General features: G+C 66.2%; 20 protein-coding genes and 1 tRNA gene. 6 read left to right on the forward strand and 15 right to left on the reverse strand.

The window, feature by feature from the left end:
- Window positions 1-148 precede the first annotated feature (148 nt).
- Both glnA and H5T74_00370 read left to right on the forward strand, forming a co-directional pair.
- Window positions 149-1,477, forward strand: coding sequence for a type I glutamate--ammonia ligase (gene glnA / locus H5T74_00365; GenBank protein MBC7228833.1), 1,329 nt, complete (start codon window positions 149-151; stop codon window positions 1,475-1,477).
- Window positions 1,478-1,590: 113 nt separating this feature from the next.
- Entirely contained in the window at window positions 1,591-3,309 is a 1,719-nt protein-coding gene (locus tag H5T74_00370) for an NAD+ synthase (GenBank protein MBC7228834.1), read from the forward strand.
- Window positions 3,310-3,383: 74 nt separating this feature from the next.
- On the opposite strand, the gene H5T74_00375 is transcribed toward H5T74_00370, so the two are convergent.
- The 9 genes from H5T74_00375 to H5T74_00415 all read right to left on the reverse strand — a co-directional run bounded on the left by H5T74_00375 (window position 3,384) and on the right by H5T74_00415 (window position 11,943).
- On the reverse strand, window positions 3,384-5,381 hold the full coding sequence (locus H5T74_00375) for an SPFH domain-containing protein (protein ID MBC7228835.1): 1,998 nt from the start codon (window positions 5,379-5,381) through the stop codon (window positions 3,384-3,386).
- A gap of 96 nt (window positions 5,382-5,477) precedes the next feature.
- Window positions 5,478-5,756: a GyrI-like domain-containing protein gene (locus tag H5T74_00380; GenBank protein ID MBC7228836.1), complete on the reverse strand. Its 279-nt coding sequence runs from the start codon at window positions 5,754-5,756 to the stop codon at window positions 5,478-5,480.
- A 177-nt stretch (window positions 5,757-5,933) separates the two neighbouring features.
- Window positions 5,934-6,866, reverse strand: a complete 933-nt coding sequence (locus tag H5T74_00385) for a hypothetical protein (GenBank protein ID MBC7228837.1) — start codon at window positions 6,864-6,866, stop codon at window positions 5,934-5,936.
- A gap of 19 nt (window positions 6,867-6,885) precedes the next feature.
- Window positions 6,886-7,764, reverse strand: coding sequence for a carbohydrate ABC transporter permease (locus tag H5T74_00390; protein ID MBC7228838.1), 879 nt, complete (start codon window positions 7,762-7,764; stop codon window positions 6,886-6,888).
- A complete protein-coding gene (locus H5T74_00395; GenBank protein ID MBC7228839.1) occupies window positions 7,754-8,026 on the reverse strand; it encodes a sugar ABC transporter permease in 273 nt (90 codons plus the stop codon). The genes H5T74_00390 and H5T74_00395 overlap by 11 nt, the downstream gene beginning before the upstream one ends.
- Entirely contained in the window at window positions 8,008-8,730 is a 723-nt protein-coding gene (locus tag H5T74_00400) for a sugar ABC transporter permease (protein MBC7228840.1), read from the reverse strand. Before H5T74_00400 ends, H5T74_00395 begins: the two co-directional genes overlap by 19 nt.
- Window positions 8,731-8,732: 2 nt before the next feature.
- Window positions 8,733-9,329 carry an extracellular solute-binding protein gene (locus H5T74_00405; protein MBC7228841.1) on the reverse strand — a complete coding sequence of 199 codons (597 nt, stop codon included), beginning with the start codon at window positions 9,327-9,329 and terminating at the stop codon, window positions 8,733-8,735.
- A gap of 280 nt (window positions 9,330-9,609) precedes the next feature.
- Window positions 9,610-10,863 carry a 2-hydroxyacyl-CoA dehydratase gene (locus H5T74_00410; GenBank protein ID MBC7228842.1) on the reverse strand — a complete coding sequence of 418 codons (1,254 nt, stop codon included), beginning with the start codon at window positions 10,861-10,863 and terminating at the stop codon, window positions 9,610-9,612.
- Between the two features lie 63 nt (window positions 10,864-10,926).
- A complete protein-coding gene (locus H5T74_00415) occupies window positions 10,927-11,943 on the reverse strand; it encodes a 2-hydroxyacyl-CoA dehydratase (GenBank protein ID MBC7228843.1) in 1,017 nt (338 codons plus the stop codon).
- A gap of 165 nt (window positions 11,944-12,108) precedes the next feature.
- On the opposite strand from H5T74_00415, the gene H5T74_00420 reads away from it, so the two are divergent.
- Together H5T74_00420 and H5T74_00425 are read left to right on the forward strand one after the other, a co-directional pair.
- Entirely contained in the window at window positions 12,109-12,267 is a 159-nt protein-coding gene (locus H5T74_00420) for a rubredoxin (GenBank protein MBC7228844.1), read from the forward strand.
- A 9-nt stretch (window positions 12,268-12,276) separates the two neighbouring features.
- Window positions 12,277-13,461, forward strand: a complete 1,185-nt coding sequence (locus H5T74_00425; protein MBC7228845.1) for an FprA family A-type flavoprotein — start codon at window positions 12,277-12,279, stop codon at window positions 13,459-13,461.
- Window positions 13,462-13,860: 399 nt separating this feature from the next.
- Here the strand turns inward: H5T74_00425 and H5T74_00430 are convergent, their stop codons facing one another.
- Window positions 13,861-14,184, reverse strand: coding sequence for a hypothetical protein (locus H5T74_00430; GenBank protein ID MBC7228846.1), 324 nt, complete (start codon window positions 14,182-14,184; stop codon window positions 13,861-13,863).
- 173 nt (window positions 14,185-14,357) lie between these two features.
- Complete coding sequence (locus H5T74_00435; GenBank protein MBC7228847.1) at window positions 14,358-14,672, reverse strand: hypothetical protein; 315 nt, start codon at window positions 14,670-14,672, stop codon at window positions 14,358-14,360.
- Between the two features lie 167 nt (window positions 14,673-14,839).
- On the opposite strand from H5T74_00435, the gene H5T74_00440 reads away from it, so the two are divergent.
- Window positions 14,840-15,907 carry a 4Fe-4S binding protein gene (locus H5T74_00440; GenBank protein MBC7228848.1) on the forward strand — a complete coding sequence of 356 codons (1,068 nt, stop codon included), beginning with the start codon at window positions 14,840-14,842 and terminating at the stop codon, window positions 15,905-15,907.
- A 281-nt stretch (window positions 15,908-16,188) separates the two neighbouring features.
- On the opposite strand, the gene H5T74_00445 is transcribed toward H5T74_00440, so the two are convergent.
- A tRNA-Ala gene (locus H5T74_00445) sits at window positions 16,189-16,263 on the reverse strand.
- A gap of 244 nt (window positions 16,264-16,507) precedes the next feature.
- Here H5T74_00445 and H5T74_00450 point away from each other — a divergent pair.
- Window positions 16,508-17,347, forward strand: a complete 840-nt coding sequence (locus H5T74_00450) for a metallophosphoesterase (protein MBC7228849.1) — start codon at window positions 16,508-16,510, stop codon at window positions 17,345-17,347.
- A 597-nt stretch (window positions 17,348-17,944) separates the two neighbouring features.
- On the opposite strand, the gene H5T74_00455 is transcribed toward H5T74_00450, so the two are convergent.
- From H5T74_00455 to H5T74_00465, 3 genes are all read right to left on the reverse strand, one after another.
- Window positions 17,945-18,712, reverse strand: coding sequence for a LytTR family transcriptional regulator DNA-binding domain-containing protein (locus H5T74_00455; protein ID MBC7228850.1), 768 nt, complete (start codon window positions 18,710-18,712; stop codon window positions 17,945-17,947).
- A 283-nt stretch (window positions 18,713-18,995) separates the two neighbouring features.
- Entirely contained in the window at window positions 18,996-19,943 is a 948-nt protein-coding gene (locus H5T74_00460) for a response regulator (GenBank protein ID MBC7228851.1), read from the reverse strand.
- An 11-nt stretch (window positions 19,944-19,954) separates the two neighbouring features.
- The gene (locus tag H5T74_00465) at window positions 19,955-22,933 is read right to left on the reverse strand and encodes a GAF domain-containing protein (GenBank protein ID MBC7228852.1); all 2,979 of its coding nucleotides are present in this window, start codon (window positions 22,931-22,933) and stop codon (window positions 19,955-19,957) included.
- Window positions 22,934-22,999 lie beyond the last annotated feature (66 nt).

Below are 22,999 nucleotides of genomic sequence, written 5' to 3' on the forward strand. Positions count from 1 at the left end.
TTAACGGGGATTTAACCTGGTTGAAAAGACAAGGAAACAAGGGGCGGGGAGAATAGGAGACAGGAGTTCGAGGAGACAGGATAGAGAGTAGAGGCAGGGCAGGTGAAGAGGGGCCGCGAAGGGTCCCGAGACGAAAAAGGAGGAGAAGATGGATAAGGACAAGGAATACGTGCTCAAGACAGCGAGGGAAAACGACGTGCGCTTCATACGTCTCTGGTTCACCGATATCCTGGGGTTTCTCAAGAGCTTCGCCATCACCATGGGAGAGCTGGAGGAGGCCCTGGAGGACGGCATGGGCTTCGACGGCTCCTCCATCGAGGGCTACGCGCGCATCGACGAGAGCGACATGATCGCCATGCCCGACCCCTCGACCTTCGCCATCCTGCCCTGGCGCCCGCGGGAACACAACGCCGTGGGCAGGATGTTCTGCGACGTCCTCAAGCCGGGAGGGGAGCCGTACGAGAAGGACCCCCGCTACATCCTCAAGAGGAACCTCGCCCGGGCGGCGGAGATGGGCTACACCTATTACGTGGGACCGGAGCTCGAGTACTTCTACTTCAAGAACGCCGAATCCACGGAGATACTGGACCGCGGCGGGTACTTCGACCTCACTCCCTTGGACGTGGCCAGCGACCTGCGCCGCGACACCGTCATCGCCCTGGAGGAGCTGGGCATCGGGATCGAGTACAGCCACCACGAGGTGGGGCCCAGCCAGCACGAGATCGACATGCGTTACGCCGACGCCCTCACCATGGCCGACAACGCCATGACCTTCCGGCTGGTGGTGAAGGAGATCGCCCTCCTCAACGGGGTCTACGCCACCTTCATGCCCAAACCCCTCTTCGGGGAGAACGGCAGCGGCATGCACACCCACATGTCCCTGTTCCAAGGGGACCGCAACGCTTTCTACGACCCGGACGACGGGCACCATCTCTCCAAGACCGCCAAGCATTTCATCGCCGGGCTCCTGCGCCATGCCCCGGAGATAACCCTGGTGTGCAACCAGTGGGTGAATTCCTACAAGCGCCTGGTCCCCGGCTACGAGGCCCCCGTCTACCTCACCTGGGCGGTGCGCAACCGCTCCGACCTCATCCGCGTGCCGGAGTATAAGCCGGGCAAGGAGAAGGCCACGCGCATCGAGTTCCGCTCCCCGGACCCGGCTTGCAATCCCTACCTGGCCTTCGCGTGCATGCTGGCGGCGGGCTTGGAGGGCATCGAGAAGGAGTACGAGCTCTCCGACCCCGTGGAGCGCAACGTCTACGAGATGAGCGCGCAGGAGCGGGAGGAGCTGGGCATCGGGCAGCTTCCCGAGGACCTCTGGGAGGCCATCCAGCTTGCGGAGAAGAGCGAGCTGCTGCGCAAGGCCCTGGGCGATTCCGTCTTCGATTCGCTGATCGAGAACAAGAAGATCGAGTGGGAGCGCTACCGCGCCCAAGTCACGGAATGGGAGCTGAGCAGCTATCTCCCCGTGCTCTGAGGGGAAGGTGGAAAGAAGAGGTCAGGTCCTGGATCCGGAAATGCCTGCCATAATATGGATGTGCATACGGGCCTGAAGGCCTGACCCCATGGGACTCATCCCCGGGAGGCGAGATGAGGATCGCCCTGGCGCAGATAGACACCACCGTCGGTGACCTGGACGGCAACCGCGCCCGTATCCTCTCCGCGCTGCGCGAGGCGGAGGAGTGGGGAGCGGACCTGGCGTGCTTCCCGGAGCTCGCCTTGAGCGGCTATCCCCCCGAGGACCTTCTGCAGAAGCGAGATTTCCTCCTCGCGTGCGGCGAGGCCCTGGCTCGGCTGGCAGGTGAGGTGGGAGAGACGCCCGTCCTGGCGGGAGTCCCCGAGCTGGCGGAGGACGTCTTCAACGCCGCGGCGCTCATCCACCGCGGCGAGGTGACGGCGGTCTATCGCAAGAACTTCCTCCCCAACTACGGCGTCTTCGACGAGAACCGCTATTTCGCCACCGGGGAGGAGGGACTGGTGGTGGAGCTCGCCGGCGTGCGGTTGGGAGTGACCATCTGCGAGGACATCTGGTATCCCGGCGGCCCCCTGGAGTCCGAGGTCGCCCTGGGGGGAGCGGAGGTGGTGGTCAACCTCTCCGCCTCGCCCTACCACCGCGGGAAACAGCGCATGAGGGAGAAACTGGTGGAGTCGCGTGCCACCGACGCCGGGGCCGTGGTCGCCTACGTAAACTGCGTGGGGGGCCAGGACGAGCTGGTCTTCGACGGGGGGTCCATGATCGTCCATCCCCTGGAGGGAAGGCTGGCCGCCGCGCCCCGCTTCCGCGAACACACCCTCCTCTTCGATCTGGACCTCTCCGGTCTCTGGGCCCAGAGGATGACCAAGCCCATCCACAGGTACGTAAGGCAGGGCGCTCTTCGCAGGCCGGTGCGGGTCTTGAAGCTGGGCGGACAATGGGGTCCGTCGGGCGTGGGGCGCCCTCTCCCTCCCGCGAAAGAGAGCGAGTTCCTCCTCCCCGAGGAGGAGGTGCTGCAGGCGCTCCTCCTCGGCCTGCGCGACTACGTGCGCAAGAACCGCTTCACCGACGTCCTCCTGGGTCTCTCGGGGGGGATAGACTCCGCCCTCACCGCCGCTCTGGCGGCCATGGCCTTGGGCCCGGAGCGGGTGCACGCCGTGTTCATGCCCTCGCGGTTCACCTCCGAGGTCTCGCGCGAGGGGGTGAAAGACGTGGCGCGCGCGCTGGGGATATCCCTGGAGACCTACGGCATCGACGTCATCCTGCGGGGATACCTCGATCACGCCGGAGGGTCCCTCGAGGGTCCCGCCCAGGGGGTGGCCCTGGAGAACCTGCAGGCGCGCATCCGCGGCAACATCGTCATGGCCATATCCAACAGCCGGGGCTGGCTGGCTCTGGCCACCGGGAACAAGAGCGAGCTCTCCATGGGCTACTGCACCCTCTACGGGGACATGGCCGGGGGCTACGCGGTGATCAAGGACCTGCTCAAGGGATGGGTCTACCGTCTCAGCCGCCATATCAACGCCAGGGAGGGACGCGAGATCATCCCCAGCGCGGTGATGGAGAGGGAGCCCTCCGCCGAGCTGCGCGAGGGCCAGCGGGACACCGATTCCCTGCCCCCCTACGAGCTCCTCGACCCCATCCTCGAGGACTACATCGAGAACGGGCTCACGCTGGAGGAGATGGCCGCCAAGGGTCACGACCGGGCGCTGGCGGAGGAGGTGGTGCGTCGCGTGGACGCCAACGAGTACAAGCGGCGCCAGGCCCCGGTGGGGATAAAGATATCGCCCCGCGCCTTCGGCCGCGACTGGCGCCTCCCCATCTCCAAGCATTGAGGAGCGGGCGGGCCGCTCTTTTGCCGGAGCCGGGGGCGTGTAAACGCGGCCGGAAGCTTGCTCGCGGGCTCTCCTCAGCCGCCCGTTTCCCCTCCCGTACCGGGGATCGCTTCGGCGCCCGTTTCCGGGGCCGCGGAGGCTCCCGCTCCCCCCTGGCGCGAGATCGCCCCCATGAGCTGCGCGGCTAGGGCCTCCAGCACCCCGCCGTTGCCGCCCCCCGCCACCAGGATCTGGGGTACGAAGGAGACCCCGCTGCGGGAGAGGGCGTCCACGGAATTGACCAGGGCGGTGGGCCCCTGCCCCAGCGCCTCCACCTGGGCCTTGTAGGCCTTGGCGCGGGCCATGCCCACCGCCTCCACCTCCGCGCCCCTGGCGGCTCCCGTCTCGCGGATATAGAAAGCCTCGCCGTCCGCCTCCGCCTTGCGGGCGTTGGCGTCGTTGATCTTGATGTCCACCCCCACCTTGGACTTGGCCAGTTCCGCCTGCATGTCCGCGGTGCCCTTGGCCTGCTCGGTCTCGATGCGCTGGACCTGGGCGTCCTTCTGGCGCTGGAAGGTCTCGATCTCCTGGCGGGCGATCTCCCGCTCCGTGAGCACCCGCACCAGGTCGGGGGGGAAGACCACGTCCTGGATGTACACCCCCTTGGTCTCCACCTGGTAGTCGTCGAGCTTGGCGCGGATGTGGTCGTAGGCCTCCTCCTGCACCTTCTGGCGGGTCTCGATGAACTGCACCGCCTGCATGGACTGCAGCTTGTCGCGGAAGTGGTTGCCCACCGCCGCCTGCAGCACCTCGTTGACCAGGTTCTGCATGGTGCCCACCATGGAGATGACCTTGGGGGCGCGGGTGTCGGGGACGTGGATCTGCACCTGCAGGTCGATGGCGAAGATGAAGCCCTCGCGGGACTTGGCCACGATCTGTTTGAGCTGGCGGTCCAGGAGGTGCGCCTCGGAGGTGGCCTCGGCCCAGTTGAGGGTGAGGATGGCGGTGGGGACGATCTCCGCCTGGTAGACCCGGGGATTGATGGGGTATTTGCCGGTACGCAGGGGCTCCTGCCAGATGCCGCGGTGTCCCGGCCGCACCAGCGAGCCGAACTTGAACTCCACCCCGGAGGTATCCACGGTGGACAGCCCCACGTAGGCCTTGATCACCGCCACCTGTCCCTGTTCGACCACCAGCATGGGCACCAGCTCCACCCCCACCAGGAAGGGGTTGAGGGCGTAGGCGCCGTAGAGCAGGGGGTCGTGCTGCAAACCGATCTTGCCCCCGTTGTCCAGGAAGGCCTGGAAATCCTGGTAGTTGTTGTGCAGGTTGTTCTTGCTCCCCAGCAAGGCCTCGATGAGCTCCAGGTCGCTGGCTCCCTGCCGCTCCATCTCCGCGATGTCCTCGAAGGCCCCCAGCCGGCTGGCGATGGCCCCCGAGGGCAGGGGGTCCCCCTCGTAGGTGGTGACGATGCCTACCATGTCGATGAGGTGCTCGCCGCCGGGGCTGGGCTGGGGGGAGATGCGCACCAGGTCGAGGTGGTTGGGGTGCAGGCCGAAGGACTGGGGGGTGAGGATGCCGTCGCGGTCGGCCAGCTTCTTCAGCTCGGGGGAGACGGGAAGGCCGTAGACCTTGTCCTTGGTGATGACCAGGAAGGCCACGGGATGGATGGGGACCATGGTGCCCGGCGGCAGCACCGGGCGCTGCACGCCCTTCTGCCCGCCGTTGGCGATGAAGCCCTCGAGGTCGGTGAAGTTGCCGAACTCCCTGCGGTAGACGGCGGACTTGGCGCCGATGGGCAGCGGCGCTCCCACCTGGGCGATGACCACCCCGATCTCCCCCGCCGGCACCTGCACCCAGGGGTATTTCTCCACGCGGAAGACGATCCAGAACTTGAAACGCAGGCCGGGCATGAGCAGCTCGGCCTGGTAGCCCGCCTCGCCGCGGAAGGCGATGGGGTTGTCCTCGGAGAGCTTCTTGAAGGAGAAGCGTTTGGTGACCAGCCCCACCTGGGTGGGCCCGATGCGCCGGAAAGAAGGCAGTACGAGAAGAAGGACGGGGACGATGACGGCGACCGCGATAGCCCAGCCCATGATGCCACCTCCGTTATCGAGATGAAACCAGCTACACGTGCGCTTTACGCACGGAACCAGTATACACCCCGCGACCGCCTCCCGGAGGGGGCCCGGTCACGACTTCTTGCGCACCGGGAACTGCAGCTCGGTGATGAGGTCCGCCTCGTCTCTGACCATGATGAGGTCGTTGTGGAAGACGGCGATGCCGGGCCCCATAAGCTCGTAGCCGTTCTCGGATATCCAGCGCATCAGCTTGAGCTGCGAGTCCTGCACCCCGGAATGGGGGCCCTTGTGTACCAGGTAGGCGACCTCGGTGGCGGGCACCGTCTTCACGCCCACCTCGCCGGTCTCGGCCATCTCCACTATCTCCCGCGGCGGTTCCAGCGGCCTCATGTGCATACCTCCTGTCGCGCACTCATCCCTACAAAGGGATCATCTGCCCAGGGAGATTATAGGCCTTTTCGTCCATGCTTGCCCCGCGGGGCTGCGGATACCGGGACGGCGCCTTGCCATAACGTTCCAAGGAGCCCCCGGGATCCCCTCCCGGGTTCCGGTCAAAGCCCTTCGTGATCACTCGAGGCCGAAGAGATGGTTGATGGTCAGGTTGAAGGTCCTGCCCCACACCGCTATCTTCTCGTCGATCTCGTCCGGCAGGTAGGCATGGGCGAGAAAGGACTCCACCTCCTCGTAGCTTGCAAAGTCGAAGATGCTCGCCAGGGCGCCGTCGTCGTTATGATTCCGGTCCACCAGCAGGTTGCAGTTCTCGCTCAACACCAGGGTGGGAGGCTCCGCGAACATCTCCTTGTAGCGGGAGAGGTTCGCGAAGAGGTCGTCCAGGTAACAGAAGAAGAGGTCCTTGGACACCTCCTTAAGCCTCTCCGCGCTCATGGTGCCCTCCAGGTAGTCCCTGAACTCGTGGTTGTTGAAGTAGGCATAGGTGAACCTGATCCCGATGCCGGCACGGTCGGCGAAGCGCTTGGCGGCGTATACCTCGCCGAGGTTGAACTGGTAGACGTGGAAGTGGATGTAGGCGTCGCCCCGGAACCCGCGCGCGCGGAATATGGCCGTGAGGCGCTCGATGTTCTCCCTGACGCGGTGGAAGCGGAATCCGTGTATGCGGTCGTAAGACCTCTGGCTGAAGCCGGGCATGGAGAAGATGATCTCCGTCACGTGCCCGCAGTCCCCCATGCCGGAGAGGTTCGGGAACTCGGGGGCGGCGCTGCTCAGCCCCAGGCGCAAGCCCATGGCTCCCGCGCGGTTGATGATCTCCGCGAGCTCGGGGTTGAGCAGCGGGTCGTACCAGTTGTAGAGGCCCACCCAAGCCCCCTCGCGGACGATATGCCGCCCGAGCAGGTGCGCGAACAGCCTCTCGAACTCACCCGCTCCCATGTGCTTTTTCGGCTTGCCCGCGTTGAGTCCCCGGCGGTTGGACTGGCCGGTCAGGCAGTACGGGCACATGCCGCGACAGTGGTTGACGATGTCCAGGTAGACGTCCTCGTACATACGGACCAGCCGTCCCTTTCTAGCCTTTCATGCTGCCCATGGTCAGCCCCTCGCGGAAATACCCCTGGATGAGCAGGAAGAAGATGATCACCGGCAGGGCCATGACCACCGACGCCGCGGTGAGCATGCCGTAATCGGTGCTGTGGCTGCCGATCAGGGTCTGCAGCCCCACCGAGGCGGTGCGCGCGGCATCCGAGCTCACGAGGATGTTGGCGAACATGTACTCGTTCCAGGCGGCCACGAAGGAGAAGGTGAGGACGGTGGCCATGGCCGGCAGGCTGATGGGAAGGACCACCTTTACCATGCACTGGAGATAGCCGCAGCCGTCGGTCAGGGCAGCTCCCACCAGCTCGCCGGATATGGTCTGGAAGTAGTTGCGGTGTATCCAGATGCCGAAGGGGAGCACGAAGGAGAGATAGGTCAGCACAAGGGCGAACCTGGTGTCCAGAAGCCCCAGGCGAAAGCACATCACGAAGAGCGGGATGACCAGGAGGATCTGGGGAAAGGTGTAGGCCAGGAGGGTCAGGGCTAGAAAAGCCCTCTTGCCGCGGAACTTGAGCCAGACCAGGGAGTAGGCGGCGAGCGAGGATACCAGGAGGCAGATGGCGGCGGTGCATCCCGCCACCACCAGGCTGTTCTTCATATATGCCCCGTAGTCCATGACCCGGAAGAGACGGGAGTAGTTGCCCAGGGTGAACTCGCCCGGGATCAGGGAAGGTTCCGCGGTCGTGATCTCCGCCCGCGGCCGCAAGGAGGTGGGTACGGTCACCACGAGGGGCAACCACACCAGCGCCGTCACCAGCACCAGCGCCGCTATCCTCGCTAGGTGCCTGACGCGGGCTCGCCTTTCCGCCCTTACCCCGGCCGGTTTGGCCGAGCGGCGCGGCCTAATCGCCATCGCGGGCCTCCTTTCTCGCCAGGTGGAGATAGACGGCGACGAACGACGCGAGCACCAGGAAGAGCACCACCGCCAGAGCGCTGGCGTAACCAAGGCGCTTGTGGTGGAAGGCCTGCTTGTAGACGTAGAGGCTCAGGGTCAGGGTGGTGTTGGCCGGTCCGCCCCTGGTCAGCAGGTAGACGAGGTCGAAGGAGGCGAATTCCCAGATGACCTGGAGCACGGTCACCATGATGAAGGTGGACTTCAGGGCAGGCAGGGTGATGAACCTGAGCTGCTGCCAGCGCCCGACCCGTCTATCCTAGCCGCCTCGTAGAGCTCGCCGTCGATGGACCGCAGGGCCGCGGAGAAGACGAGGAGGACGAAGGGATAGGAAAACCATACGGCGGCGGCGATCACCGCCGGCCATACCAGGTCGGTCCTGGAGAGGGGGTTGACCGGGGAAGCGATGAGGTGCAGGCGGGCGAGGACGTGGTTGAGGTAGCCGTAGGAGTCGCTGAACAGCCAGCGGAAGGAGAAGGCCGCCACCACGGAGGGGAGCACCCAGGGGAGGAAGAGCAGGGTGCGGAACAGCCCCGCGTAGCGCGCCCTGACGTTGAGGAGAAGGGCAAGGGCGAAACCGATGAGGGTGTTGAGGGCCACGGTGAAGAAGACCAGCTTGCAGGAATTTCCCAGGGATTTCCAGAAGATAGGGTCCCCGGCCATCTCCCGGAAGTTGTCCAGGAACACGAAGGAGTAGCCCTCATAGGAGAGCGTGCGGTTCGTGAACCCCATGTAGATGCCGCTGGCGATGGGGTAGACGAGCACGCAGGCGATGATGAGGGTGGCCGGCGACAAGAAAAGGACGGCAGCGCGGTTCAGCCGGGCATGGTAGCCGCGCGCGCTCCAGGGGAGCCTCCACGGACCGCGGGGTCCCCCCTCCCGGCCCCGCGCGGTGCCGGGAGGGGGGACGGCATGTACCGGCGTCATCTTCACCGGCCGGCGTTGGCCTCTGCGATGGTCTCGGCGACCTTCCCGTGCAGGATCCTCAGGGCTTCGGCGGGGGCCATCTTGTTGACGGTGACGTTGACCATGGCTTCGGTGAAGTAGACGTCGCACATGTAGGCGCCGAGGATGATCTCGTGATCCCATCCCAGGGTGATCTGGGTGGGCGACTGCTCCTGCATGGCGCGGTACCACGCCAAGCCCGTCAGCTCGGGGTCGTCGGCGACCTCCACGAACGGCGAGACGTTGCCGCTTATCAGCGCCCATTCCTTGCTGCGCTCGGGAGCGCACATGTACTCGATGAACCGCTTCGCTTCCTCGGGATGCCGCGCGTCCCGGAACAGGAAGAAGCCGCCGGTCCCCGACCAGCTCCCGGAGTGGCCGGAAGGCCCGGCGGGCAGCACGGCGAAGCCGATGTTGCGGTAGGTCTCCGGGAACATCTCCTCCAGCAGGGTCCCGTAGCCTCCCCAGGTGATGGCCATGGCCACCTGTCCCAGCCCGATGGCGTTGGCGGGGTCGCCGTGCTCCCAGGCCACAGTGCCCTCGGGCACCACCTTCAGCTTGTTGTAAAGGGTGTCCAACATGTTTCTGAACCTAGGCAGCCTGAAGGCACGAGCGGGGTCGTTCACGACGGCGGCCTCCGCGCGGTCTTCCAGAACGGGGTGAAGAGGCCGTCTTCCGTGTGGTCCAAAAGGATCGTCCTGTACGGGGGACGTTCTTCGCGCCCTCCGCCCGGAGGAGCGACTTTGAGGGGAAAGCGCCGGTGAGCACGCGGCAGCAATCTCGCGGCGGGCAGGCGGACGGAAAGGAAGGGAGCGCCGCGATGGCGCGGCGGGTCCGTCCGCGCGTCGGGCCTTCCCTGCGTCAGCGGAGCGATTCCAGGAAGGCCTCGAGGCGGGTGGAGAGCTGGCCTTCCTGGTACTCGCGCTCGTCCACGCAGTCGCCGTCGATGGTGAGCACCGGCACCCCGATCTCCTGCAGGGCGGCCTTGACCAGCATGGCCCCGCCGCAGCTCTGGCGGCATCCCCAGTGGTTGTAGTGGATGGCGCCGTGCACGCGGTAGTCGCGTGCCAGGCGCGCGAGGTGGCGCGCCCGCCTCTCCGCCGGGCCCACCAGAAAGTGCCCCGCCACCTTGGCCGCGAGGGAGAGGAAAGGTCTCTCCGGGTCCAGCTCTTCCCAGGTGGCGTGGGTGTATTCCTCGCACACCAGACGCGCGCCGTGGCGCTCCAGGGCGTCGAAGATGCCCTGGGCGTACCAGGGCTTGAGATGCATCCACATCAGGCGTATCGTGCCCCCTCCCGCGCAGCCCCTCTCCTCCAGCTCCTCAGCCAGCAGGCGGTAGTACTCCGTGCCCTCGCGGGAGCCCATGCTCCCCGCCAACACGCTGACGCCACCCATGGCGTCCTTGCCGTCCAGGGTGCAGTCGTCTCGCTTGCGCATCTCCTCCACGCGGCGCATGGCGCGCAGAGCCAGGTTGGAAAAGGAGACGGCTTCTGCCATCTTTTTCCTCCCCTCTCCGGCATCCATCCCCGCGAGGGAGAGCATGGCGGCGGCGCACTCCTCCATCTGCTCCGCCAGGATCTCGAGGTCCTCTTCCTCTCCGGAGAGGGGAACGTCCAGCACGCGGTGGGGGACCCCGTAGAGGTCCGCGGCGAAGGAGAAGGAGAGGGGGGCGGAATCGCAGGGGTAGTTGACGGCCAGGAGGAGGTCCGGCTCGGGGAGGAAGCCTTCCAGGGCACACCCCAGGACGCAGCGGTGGTAGGAGCAGGCGTCGGAGGAGAAACCCTCCTCGCCGGCGCGGTCGATGAAGCGGGGCGCGAGACCCGCGGAGGCCACCACCGCCGCAGCCATCTCTGGATAGAAGGGGATGCAGCCGGAGCCGATGATGATCTCGCTGGGGAAGAGCAGGTTCGACCACACCACGGGCGCCCGGCGCAGGTAGGCGTCGCGCGTGGCGCGGATGAAGTAGGAGAGGGATACGCGGTCGGCCTTCCACTGCGGGCGGTTGAGGGGGGAGCGCGCCAGGGTATCCACCGTCCTCCAGAAGAGGCGGGAACGGAAGGTGGCAGGCGAGAGCCTGTCCAGGTAGCGGTCCCTTATATCTTCCACCAGGCCCATGCAGGAGACCTCCTTGTCAATCCACTCGCTTCCGGTCGGCCGGCTTTCTCACGCCCCGAGGCCTCACAGCATCTCCAGGAAGGCCTCCACGCGGGTGAGGAGCTGGCCCACGTGGCCGTCGGCATAATCGCTCTCCAGGCGCAGCAGGGGGATGCCCTCCTCGCGCAGCCTCTTTTGCACGCGGGGAAAATCGTAGAGATAGGGATCGCAGAACTTCAGGCCCGCGTAGATCACCCCCCGCGCTCCCGTTCCCCGCACCTCCTTCACCAGGTCGTCCGCGCGACGCCGCGCGTCCGCCATGCGGGCACAGGGCCTGCGCTCCAGGTACCCCCGGGCGAGGGATGCGCACAGTCCCTCCAGGTCGTCTCCCGCGGGCAGGGTGGATGAGGAGAAGGCGCGGTCCCCGTTGCAGAGGTCGAGGCAGACCACCTCGGCTCCCGCCGCGTCGAGGACCGAGACCAGTCCCTCGGGATTGAGCAGGTTCCCGGTGAGGAGCACGGGGACTCCCCCCCCGCGGGTCCCGCCCGCCTCCGTACCCGGAATCTCGTCAGCGGGGGTGGACTGGAAGCCCATGGCCAGGCGGAGGCGCGCCGCACCGCTCGACCCCCGCGCCCTCTCCAGGTAGGCGAGGCGCCGCTCCTCGCGCCGGAGCGCGGCCTCGCGCAGCGACCGCGCGTCGATGGTGCGGCCCGTGAAGTCCTCCAGCGTCGCCAGGAGGCGGAGGAACTCCCGCGCCAGGAGGCGTTCCCCCGCGCGGTCCTGGTTGCGCGGCAGGTCGAGGAGGTGCACGAAATGCTCCGGGAAGCGCGCCCGCCAGGCGTCGTGGAGGCGGCGCATGCCGTCGCAGGAGTTCACGAAGACGGCGTGGCGGCTCACCACCGCGTCCCCCGCCCCCTCCCCGTCCGTGACCGAAGCCAGGCAGGCGCGCACGTAGGGGCAGATGGCCTGGTGCAGAAGGGCATCGGCGGCCTCCAGCCGCGCGGGGTCGCCGAAACGCCGCAGCGGCGTCAACCCCGCGGCGTCCAGGATCTCCAGCGGGGTGTAGGCGCAGAACCAGCCTACGGCGTTCTCCTCCGACATTGCTCGCTCCCTTATCCTCCGCGTGCGGCGCCATGATCGTGGCCATGGACCCCGCGCCGCGGCGCGAGATAAAATCCCTCCGGCGCGGGTATATTATATAAAACGCCTCGCCGGCCAGGGTTACGGCAGGGCGGCGGGCAAGCGAAAAAAAAGGAGGAAAAGGCAATGGACAAGTACGAGTGCACCATCTGCGGATACGTCTACGACCCCGAGAAGGGAGACCCCGACGCGGGCATCGCTCCCGGCACCGCCTTCGAGGACCTGCCGGACGACTGGGTATGCCCCCAGTGCGGCGCGGACAAGGACATGTTCGAGAAGGTCTAGGAGGAGTGCATGCTGCCGGTGAAGATCGCCGAGGGGGTGCACTGGGTAGGCGTCCTCGACCCCCAGCTGCGCGTCTTCGACATCATCATGAAGGCCGACCATGGCACCACCTACAACTCCTACCTCATCCAGGGTGGGGACAAGGTGGCGGTGGTGGACGCGGTAAAGGCCCCCTTCTACCACGAATACATAGAGAACATCAGGTCCCTGGTGGACCCACGCGATATAGCTTACGTGGTGGTGAACCACACCGAGCCGGACCACTCCGGCTCCCTGTCACGCCTGCTGGAGGACGCCCCAGGAGCCAGGGTGGTGTGCAGCCGCCAGTGCAAGAACTTCGTCAGGAACATCCTCAACCGGGACGTGGACCCGCTGCTGGTGCAGGACGGCGATACCCTGGACCTGGGAGGCGGGACGGTGCTCAGCTTCATCCACGCTCCCTTCCTGCACTGGCCGGACACCATGTTCACCTACTTGGCAAAGGAGGGGCTGCTCTTCCCCTGCGATTTCCTTGGGGCCCACTACTGCGACGACCGGCTCTTCGACGACCTCATCGACGACTACCACTACGCCTTCGAGTACTACTACGCGGTCATCTTCCGTCCCTTCAAGAAGTACGTCCTGGAGGCCATCGACAAGATCAAGGACCTGGAGATCAGGGCTATCTGCCCCAGCCACGGGCCGGTGCTGCGTGCGGATCCCTGGAGCTGCGTGGAGAGGTACCGCCAGTGGAGCTCGCTCCCGGCCCCGGACGAGAAGAAGAGCCTGCTGGTGTTCTACGCCAGCGCCTACGGCAATACCGCCGCCCTGGCGGAGAAGATCGCCGAGGGAGCGCGGGAGGCGGGCGTGAAGGCCACGGTGATGGACGTGGCCGCGACGGAGCTGGGGCTGATGATCGACCGCATCGAGGCGGCGGACGGCATCGCGGTCGGTTCCGCCACTATCAACGGGGACGCGGTGGAGCCGGTCTGGTACCTGCTCTCGCATTTGGCGACCCTGAACCTCAAGGGGAAGGTGGGTGCGTCCTTCGGCTCCTACGGCTGGAGCGGGGAGGCTCCTAAGCTAATCGCCGAGCGGCTCAGGGGATTGAAGTTCAAGGTAGAGGAGGAGCCGCTGCGGGTCAACCTGGTCCCCACGGAGGAGGACCTGGCGGAGGCGGCGGAGTACGGCAGGCGCATCGCCGCGTCGCTGTAGATCGGTCGGGATCCGCGGCGTTGCCGGGTACCGAATGCATGCGTGCCAGGCCTCGACCTCGCTGCGCTCCGTCAAGGCGCTGGGACACCGCTGCGCTTCCCTCCCGTCGGCGCAGTCGCTTTCGGAGCGTGGTCTGGTGCCGGATGTGGTCTGGTACCGAATGCATGCGTGCCAGGCCTTGACCTCGCTGCGCTCCGTCAAGGCGCTGGGACACCGCTGCGCTTCCCTCCCGTCGGCGCAGTCGCTTTCGGAGCGTGGTCTGGTGCCGGATGTGGTCTGGTACCGAATGCATGCGTGCCAGGCCTTGACCTCGCTGCGCTCCGTCAAGGCGCTGGGACACCGCTGCGCCTCCCTCCCGTCGGCGCAGTCGCTTTCGCGATGCAAACCGTCGAGCGTGGTCTATGATCCGTGTACCGAACAGGTCACCGTGGTCCCTTGCAGGCTGTACCTTCCCCCCGCCGGGCAGGCGGGGACGCTCTGCAGGTAACCCGGCACCAGTTGCTGGATGGAGGTGGGGTATGAGCCCTCCATGGCGTGGTACCGCTGCGCGGCGCTGGAGATGATGTTGCGGTTGGCGGCGCAGGCGGTGGCCTCCGACTGTCCCACGGGGCCCTGGGGCGCCCCGTTCTCCTGCGGGGCGGACGTCTCGCCACCTCCGCCGCAGCCGGCGACGAGCACGGCGGCCGCGGCCAGGACCAGGAAGACGAGCAGCCAGCGTCTCATGTCGCTCCCCCTCTCTTCAAGACTCGCCTCTGAACATGGTTATCGGTGAAAGGCCCACCCTCACTTGAGCGACTTGCGGTCCGGCGCGCAGCGCGGGGCATCGCGCCGCTTTTCCGGTAACGGGGAATAGCGGTGGCGACGGACGGGACGGGGGTGGCTCCCGCGCCCCCGGGCTACGTCTGGCCGGTGTCCATGTCCCGGATGGCCCGGATGACCGTCTTTTTGGCGACGCTGTTGATGATGCTGGGGGGATTTTCCAGGATAGCCGCCCGCCACTCGTCCAGGGGACGGCCGGCCTCCTTGAAGGCCTCGTAGAGGGTGTCCTGGAGCTGGGTGAGGTTGGGCTCTATATAGATCTCGTAGATATGCTTCTGGGAGCCCGACAGCTCATCGACGTCGCGGGAAAGGACCTCCCGGAACTCCTGCTTGATGCGCTTGCCCCGGTTCCTGACGTAATAGGCGTTGAGCTCCTCCAGGAAATCCACCATCGCTCCCGCGTTCCTCTTGCTCTCACCCCCGGCCTTCCGTTATATGATAGCCGCTCGCGGCCAGAAAGCAAAAGCGGACTGCCTGCCCGACTTGCGGTATATGTTATCATGCGACCAGTATAGAAATCGGATGGCTTGTCGGCTTGCTTTAGAGCGGGGAGGCAAAAATGGACGATCTTTACGTGCGGCTCATGCGGCGTTTGGACGAGTTTCCCGCCGGCGCCATGCCCTCGGAGAACCTTCTGGCCATATTGCGCCTGATCTTCGATGCGCAAGAGGCTGAACTGGCGGTGGAACTGCCATCCGGCCTGGAGGAGATCGGCTCCATCGCCGCCCGTCTGGGTCGCGATGAGGGGGAGCTGGAGACGATCCTTGAGCGCATGGCGGACAAAGGCCTGGTGCTGGCGCGCACCAAGGGAGGAAGGAGGCACTACTGCCTGCTGCCGCTGGTGCCGGGGATCTTCGAGATGCAGTTCATGAAGGGAGAGACCACCCCTGAAAAGCGGAGGATCGCAGAGCTCTTCGACGCCTATTACCACGAGGGATGGGGGGAGAAGAGCTGGTCCTCGCAGACGGCCCTGGCCCGGGTGATGATGGTGGAGGAGGAGATACCGCGCGGCGAGCAGGTGCTGCCCTATGAGAGGGTGAGCGAGTTCATCAAGGAATCCACCTACATGGCCCTCACCACCTGTTTCTGCCGCCACGAGGCGGAGCTCCTAGGCAGGTCGTGCGGCGCGCCCAAGGACGTGTGCATGTGCTTCGGACCATTCGCGGAATTCCTGGTGGAGAGGGGCTTTGCCAGAAAGGCAACCCGCGAGGAGGTCCTGGATGCCCTGGACCGGGCGGAAAAGGCGGGGCTGGTCCATATCACCGACAACATCCAGGACAAGATAAACTTCATCTGCAACTGCTGCGGCTGCTGTTGCGGCTTCCTGGGCACCATCACCAGGTTGAACATCGCGGGGGCTGTGGCCGCGTCGCGTTACACGGTAAGGGTGGACGGCGATCTGTGCAACGGCTGCGGGGAATGCACGGAGGTCTGCCAGGTAAGGGCGATGAGCGTCGAGGACGGACACGCGGTGGTGGAGACCTCGCGCTGCATAGGATGCGGCCTTTGCGTCGGCAACTGCCCCTCGGGCGCGCTGGAGGTGGAGGAACGCGAGGGGTGGCGCGAGCCGGCCGCAGATATCGTGGAGCTGGGGACAGCGGTGCTCAAGGAAAGAGGCAGGCTCTGACCGGATCCGTCCTCATTCCCCGGCCGTCCGTCTACGCGGCGGACCTCATCATCTTCAAGGATATTCGGAAGGCCACCCTCGGGCACGATCACGCACGGCGCCCTCCATGTGCGGTGAAGCCCTGCGTCGCGCTTGCCCGGCAGAGAACACGAGGGTAAAGACCATGATGCATTTGGAAGCGGCGCAAAGCCTGCCGCTTCCGGGTCGCGGCGGCGTGCCGGGCTTTCGTGGCCAGCGCTCGGGAGGGAAAGAGAAAGGCCCCCGCCGGGGCCATCCAGACCTGGTGGAGCCGATGGGATTTGAACCCACGACCTCTGCCGTGCGAAGGCAGCGCTCTCCCGCTGAGCTACGGCCCCTTTACGCAGGGCTATTCTAGCAGAAACCACCGGCGGCCTTCCACACGTCCGCCGTATGTCCGTGCCCCGCCGGGAACCGTCATCCGCCCCGGCATCTCGTATAGGATAAAGTATGGTCGTGGAAAGGACGGCCGCCGCCCGGAAGGAAGGCCGTTGACCGCGGTCAAGCCTGGCGGGAACGATGCGGGCGGAGTCCTTGAGCAGGCAGGGCTCGAGTGGACGGAAACGCTGGAGGAAAAAGAGGATGCTCGATCATCACGGGATTCGCCCGAGAAAGGCGAGGGTTGCCCTGCTGGCGCTCATATTAGGCCTCGTTCTCCTTACCGCAACGTCATGCGCCGGTGGCGGTTCAGGCACCCGGGGCGATGAGGAAGGAAACGGGGGCGGGAGCCCTTCCGGGGCGCGGCTCTCCTTTCTGGTCTGCGGCGACCCCCATGCCCGTACCGACCTGCTGCGAAAGATCATCGACCAGGCGCGGCCGGACGAGTTCCTGGTCATCGCGGGAGACATATCCACCGGCAAGGGGTGGGACGAGATGCGGGCCATGAAGGACTTCCTTGACGGGACGGGGATCGAGTACTACGCCATACCCGGCGACAACGATATGCCCCGCGGTGACGTCTCGGTCTTCCGGGGCGTATTCGGCACGGACCACTACAGCGTCGAGCGCGGGGGCGCCCGCCTGATATTCCTCAACGACGCGGTGCCGGGCGTGGGGTGCCCGGAGGAGCAGCTCGCCTGGCTGCGGGAGGAGCTCGCGAGCCCGCGGGAGGCGGAGATGGCGATCGCCTTCGCCCACGTGCCGCCGGGGGCGCCGGTGGAGGTGGGCAAGGGAGGATTCAGGTCCCGGGAGACGGAGAGCGGCCGGGAGATGCTGGACATCCTGGAGCGCGCCGGGGTGCCGGTCATCTACTGCGGGCATATCCACGCCTACATGCTCTACAGCTCCGGGCCTCCGAGGGTGGTGGTCAGCGGAGGCGCGGGCGCCGATCCCCATCTCTCCGAGGAAGCCGGCGGCTTCCACCACTTCCTGCGCGTCAGCGTGGAGGGCGGGGAGGTGAGGGAGGAGGTCGTCCGCCTCTGAACACGGCGCGGCCTCTCCTCTCCGGCGCGGCCCCTCCTCTCCGGCCCGGAGAAATGCAAGAGCGACCCTCTCCTCGCCGCGACTTTCGCCACCTCTTTCTCCTCGCCGTCGCAGCACTCCAGCGGAGAAAGACAAGAGCGACCCTCTCCTCGCCGCGACGCCTCGGGCTCCCGTGCCGCCGCCCGCAGGACGCGTAGTTCGAGGCCGGGATACCGCCGGCCCGCGGGTAAAGCCATCTGCCATGACCCGGCGACCGTGATGCTATCGGTCGGTGGAAAGAGCCTGACCAGGCCGCCTTCACGGGAAGTGCTTTGGCCCGCTCCGGACTCCTTCCCGGTGGGGCAAGTCCGGAAAGCGGTCCCGTCCGGCGTGAGGCGACCAATCACGCTGCTTTGCCGTGACCCCGAAAAGGGGAAGACCCCGTTGGGGGGAACGGGGTCTCGGGTCGGCAGCTAGTGTGCTTGCTTGCACCCATTGAGGGAATTGCCGGTAAACTCATGGGGGATACCTAGCTACCTCATTATCATTCTCGGAAGAAGGGGAGGGGGACTTTAGACCTTTTTTTCGGGAGCCAGGGGAAGCTCGGGAGCGCGGCCCTCATATGCCCAGCAGCTCGCGCAGCACGGTGGCCTGGCGGCGGGATACCGGTATCCGGCTCTCCTTCTCGTCGGTGAGGGTTACGATGAGGGAGTTGCGGGAGAGCCTTACGATCTGGTTGACCTTCCTGAGGTTGACGATGAAGCTGCGGTGGGTGCGGAAGAAATAGCGCCGGTCCAGCATCTTCTCCAGCTCGGACAGGCTGTAGGTGGTGAGGTAGGACTCGTTGTAGGTGTGCAGGTTGGCGTATTCCAGCCTGGTGTCGATGTAGTAGATGTCCTCCATGGGGATGAGCTTGATGGTGTCGCCCTTCTGCACCGGGACCTGCTCCAGTCGCGGAAGCTCCCTGGCGGTCTCCTGCGCGCTCTTGCGGGACCTGCCCACGCGGTCCAGCACCACCTTGACCCTGGCGGCCAGCTCCAGGGGGCTGAAGGGCTTGGGGACGTAGTCGTCCGCCCCGCCGCGCAGCCCGATGACCTTGGACTGCTCGTCGTCGATGGCGGTGAGCATGATCACGGGGATGTCCCTGGTCTCCTCGTCCTCCTTGAGCCGCATGAGCACCTGCCAGCCGTCCACCTTGGGCATCATCACGTCCAGGATGACGAGGTCCGGGTCCACTTCCTCCACCATCTTCAGGCCCTCCTCGCCGTCCGCGGCCAGGAAGACCTCGTAGTTGTCCAGCCTGAGGTTCAGCTCGACCACGTTAGAGATGGCCGGGTCGTCCTCGATGAGCAGTATGCGGTATTTGTCCTCCCTGCTCTCGCTCATGCGCCCTCACCGTCGCTCCCGCGGCGCCTGCCGCGCTGCCTTTTCATAAGGATTTTCGTCACCTCGCCCCCTCATCTTGATACAGGCCCGCGGCTCCGGGCCCCATCGCGCGAGGGTGCTCCGCCGCGGCGCGGGCTACCGGGGACGCGATGGGAGAGGCCGTCGCGCGCCGGCCCTTTCCCCCCGACGCCTTTTCTGTCCGGCTGCCCGCCGATGGTGGAGGTGCCGGTCTCGCGCGCCGCTCCTTCCCCTCCGGATGCCGGAGCAGGGAGCCGGCGGGAGCTCACTTGGTGCGGCGGTCGATGAAGTAGGTGCTGCCGGGGATGGACTTGGCATAGTTCAGGGTCTCCTTGGCGATCTCACCCACCTCCCAGTGGGTGGAGATGCGCCTCCGGTAGTTGCTCGCCACCCCGATGCTCAGGGTCATGATGGGGACGTAGTTGTCGCGGCCCAGGCGGTCCACCAGTATGGAGTATCCCCTGCGCAGGTCCTCCTCCCGGTAGAGGGACCTCACTTGCTCGTCGAACTCGGTGATGATCCTCTCGGCGATGAGGGCGGCCTTTTCGGGCGTGGTGATGACCACGAAATCGTCGCCCCCGCCGTGGCCGATGAAATCGTCCACGTTGCCCAGCTTCTTCACCGCCTCGTCCACGATGTCCGCGAGCATGCGGATTGCCCGGTCCCCGGTGGGGAAACCGTAGACGTCGTTGAAGGGCTTGAAGTTGTCGATGTCCACGTAGAGGGCGGAGAAGCGCAGGTTCCTGGCGATGCGGCGCTTGGTCTCCGCCTCGATGGAGATGCTTCCGGGAAGGCCGGTGAGGGGGCTGATGTCGCGCTTCTGCCGCGCCCGGATGAGGTTGATGGTGATGCGCGCCACCAGGTCGGAGAAATCGAAAGGCTTGGTGATGAAGTCGTCGGCGCCCGCCTCGATGCTCGCCACCTTATCCTGGGCCTGGGTGCGCGCCGAGAGCATGACCACGGGGATCTGGTTGGTCCTCCCGTCCGCCTTGAGGCGGCGGCAGACCTCCAGGCCGTCCACCTCGGGCATCATGATGTCGCAGAGGATGAGGTCCGGCTTGAGCTCGTGCACCAGACGCAGGGCCTCCTCGCCGTCGCGGGAGGTGATGACCTCGTACCCCTCCACCTCGAGGTTGAAGCGGATGATGTCCAGGATGTTCCTCTCGTCGTCCACCACCAGCACCCTGATGGGGGTCTCCCTGGATTCCTCCATGGCCCCTCCTTTCAAGCCTCCACCGGTCCCGCGCTCTCTTCCACCGGCCGGCAACCCGCCTCCGGCGAGCCCTCGCGCCGCTGCGCCAGGGGGAGGGTGAAATGGAAGGTGCTGCCGGCCCCCGGTTCGCTCTCCACCCAGATGTTCCCGCCGTGGGCCTCGATGATGCTCTTGCTCACGTAGAGGCCGAGGCCGGTCCCGTAGATCTCCCTCGTGGCCCGGTTGTCCACGCGGTGGAACTTGTCGAAGATGTAGGGAAGGTGCTCGGGGGGGATGCCCACGCCCCGGTCGGCGACCTTGAACTCCACCCTGTGGCGGCCCTGCTCCAGGCTGACCATCACCTCTCCCCCGGAGGGTGAGTATTTGATCGCGTTGTCCACCAGGTTCATGATCACCTGCTCGATCTTGTCGGGGTCGGCGCAGACCGGGTCAAGGCTGGGGGGAGCGTACAGCCGGATGGTGTGCCGCGACGAATGGCCTTCCAGCTTGCCGATGACGATGCGCGAGAGGGCGGCGAGGTCGAAGTCGCGCTTCTTGAGCTCGAGCCGGCCCGATTCTATGCGCGAGACGTCGAGGATATCGGAGACCAGGCGCGCCAGGCGGTCGGTCTCGTCCTCGATGACGCGGAGAAATTCCTGCCGGGTGTCCTCGTCGAACTGCACGTCGCCTCGGCGTAGGGTGGCGGTGTAGGCCTTGATGGAGGTGAGGGGGGTGCGGAGCTCGTGGGATACGGTGGATACGAAATCGGATTTCGCCTGCTCCAACTCGCGCAGCTTGGTGATGTCCCGCACCACGGCGATGATGCCGATGCGCTCGCCCGGCGAGGTCTCGATGATGGAGGTGCGGATCTCCAGTATCTCCCTGCCCCCGGGTCCGGACGCGATCTCCTCCTCCAGCTCCAGGCCGGTGTTGAGGCTGCGCAGCAGGGTGCTGGCGATGTCCGGGTTGGCGATGACCTCCTTGAGGTGACGGTTGACCGACTGCCGTGAGGGGGGCAGGCCGAGGATGCTCTCCGCCGCGGGGTTGACGAGGATCACCTCCGCCTCGTTGTTGACGGCGATGACCCCGTCGTTGAGGGAGTGGAGCATGGCCTCCGTGCGCCGCTGGTCCTCGCTTATGAGGCGGTAGAGGTTGGCGTTCTCCAGGGCTATGGCCGCCTGGTTGACGAAGAGCGCCAACAGCCGCAGGTCGTCCTCGCCGAAAGCCCGCTCTGCGCGCCGCGAGGCGATCTCGATCACGCCCTTGGCGACTCCCTGCCAGGTGAGGGGGGCGGCCAGGTAAGAGTGCTCACCCTCCAGTGAAGCCCCCCAGGGCGTGTCGCGCCCGGGCTCGATGCGGGCGTGACGCTGCGGGGCCCCCTTGCGTAAAGCCTCCCCGGCCAGCCATTCCCCGTGGGTGAAGGAGACCTCCATCGCCTCCTCCCCCAGGCCCAGTACGGCCCTGACGCGGTAGCGCCCGTCGCCCTCGCGCAGCGAAAGCACCCCCACCTCCCCGGCCACCAGGCTCACGGCCCTTTCCAGCAGGAAGGACAGGAGGTTGTGCGTGTCCACCTCGTCCACCAGGGATCTCCCGACCTCGTAGAGGGCGGTCTGCTCTTCGACCCTGCGGGCGATGAGCAGCATGAGGTCGTCCCGGATCTCGTCCACCTTGACCCGCTCGGTGATGTCCTCGAGGATGATCACCATGCCCCCGCTCGCCTCGTATCCGGCGCGGATGGGCGAGGCGCTCACGGAAAGGACGCGATCCTGGGTCCCGCCCGCCATGTGCACCTCCACGTGCCGCTGTTTCTCCCCGCCCCCGGCGGCGGCCTCCTCCAGAAGCTGCCAGAGCGCTTCCGCCTCCGTGAGGATGGGTTCCAGGAGCTCGCGCAGGGTGCTCTCGCGGGTGATCTCCAGGCCGAGGAGGTCCCGCGCCGCCTGGTTGGACATCACCACCCTGCCCGCGGCGTCGGTTACCAGCAGGCCGCTGGTCATGCTCTCCACGATTACCTCGCTGCGGGATAGGATCATCTGGTACAGCTCCGACCTGGCGATGACCGAGGCGGCCAGGTTGGATACGGTCACCAGCATGCGCAGGTCCTCCGGGGTGAAGGAGCGCGGCTCGCCGCTCGCGAAGCTCAGCACCCCCACCAGCTCCCCGCCCACCAGGATGGGGGCGGCGAGGGCGGAACGCACCTTCCTGCGCGCCCCCGGGAAGGCGGCGAAACGCGGGTCTGCGCCGACGTCGTTGACGATGATGGGCGCTTTCTCCGCGGCCACCCAGCCGATGAAGCCCTCGCCCACAGGGATCTCTATCTGCTCCTCGAGCTCGCCGGGACGCGCTCCCGACGCCCTGACCACAAGCCTTTCGCTCCTGCGGTCCAGTAGCCGCACCGAGCTTATCTCGGTATGGAAGAAGGAGGCGGTGGCGGTGAGCAGGTCGTGCAGGGCCTTCTCCAGGTCCACCTCCTGCATGAGGGAAGAGCTCAGACGGTAGAGGGTCTCCATGCGTTCCGCCTTGCTCTGCTCCTTGCGGTCCAGCTCCGCGAGGTAGGAGAGGAGCACCGAGGTACCCAGCAGGGTCAGCACGTTTATGAACAGGCGCGCCCCGCCGCTCGAGAGGTCGAAATCCCTGGCGGCACAGGAGACCACGTAGGCGGCGCTGACGGCGCCCGCGAACAGGAGGGTGACGGTCCAGCGGTCGTAGAGGGCCGCGGTGGCGCTGAGCAGGAAGAGGAGGGGGAAGAGGGGGCTTGCGATGCCGCCGGTGTGGTAGATGAGAGAACACACCAGCAGGGCGTCCAGGCCCAGCAGGGGCAGGCTCCACCTCCCCGTCTCACGCGCCGCGAAGGGGATGCGAGAGGCGTGGTAAGCCAACCCCAGGGCGAACATGGCGGCCGTGGTCGCTATCCAGGGCCAGTACCTCGTGCCCTCGCCCGTGTACAGGGGGTAGAACCCCACCGCTAGGAAGGCTATCCAGTGGGACAGCGGAAGAAGCTTGGCCGACTTCATCGGGTTATCCCCTCTTGGCTTGCCCGGAGGGTTCCGGCTGTTACCGGTTCGTGAAGCCCTCCTTTC

The sequence above is a fragment of the Actinomycetota bacterium genome (genome assembly GCA_014360645.1).
Classification (GTDB): Bacteria; Actinomycetota; Geothermincolia; order Geothermincolales; family RBG-13-55-18; genus Solincola_B.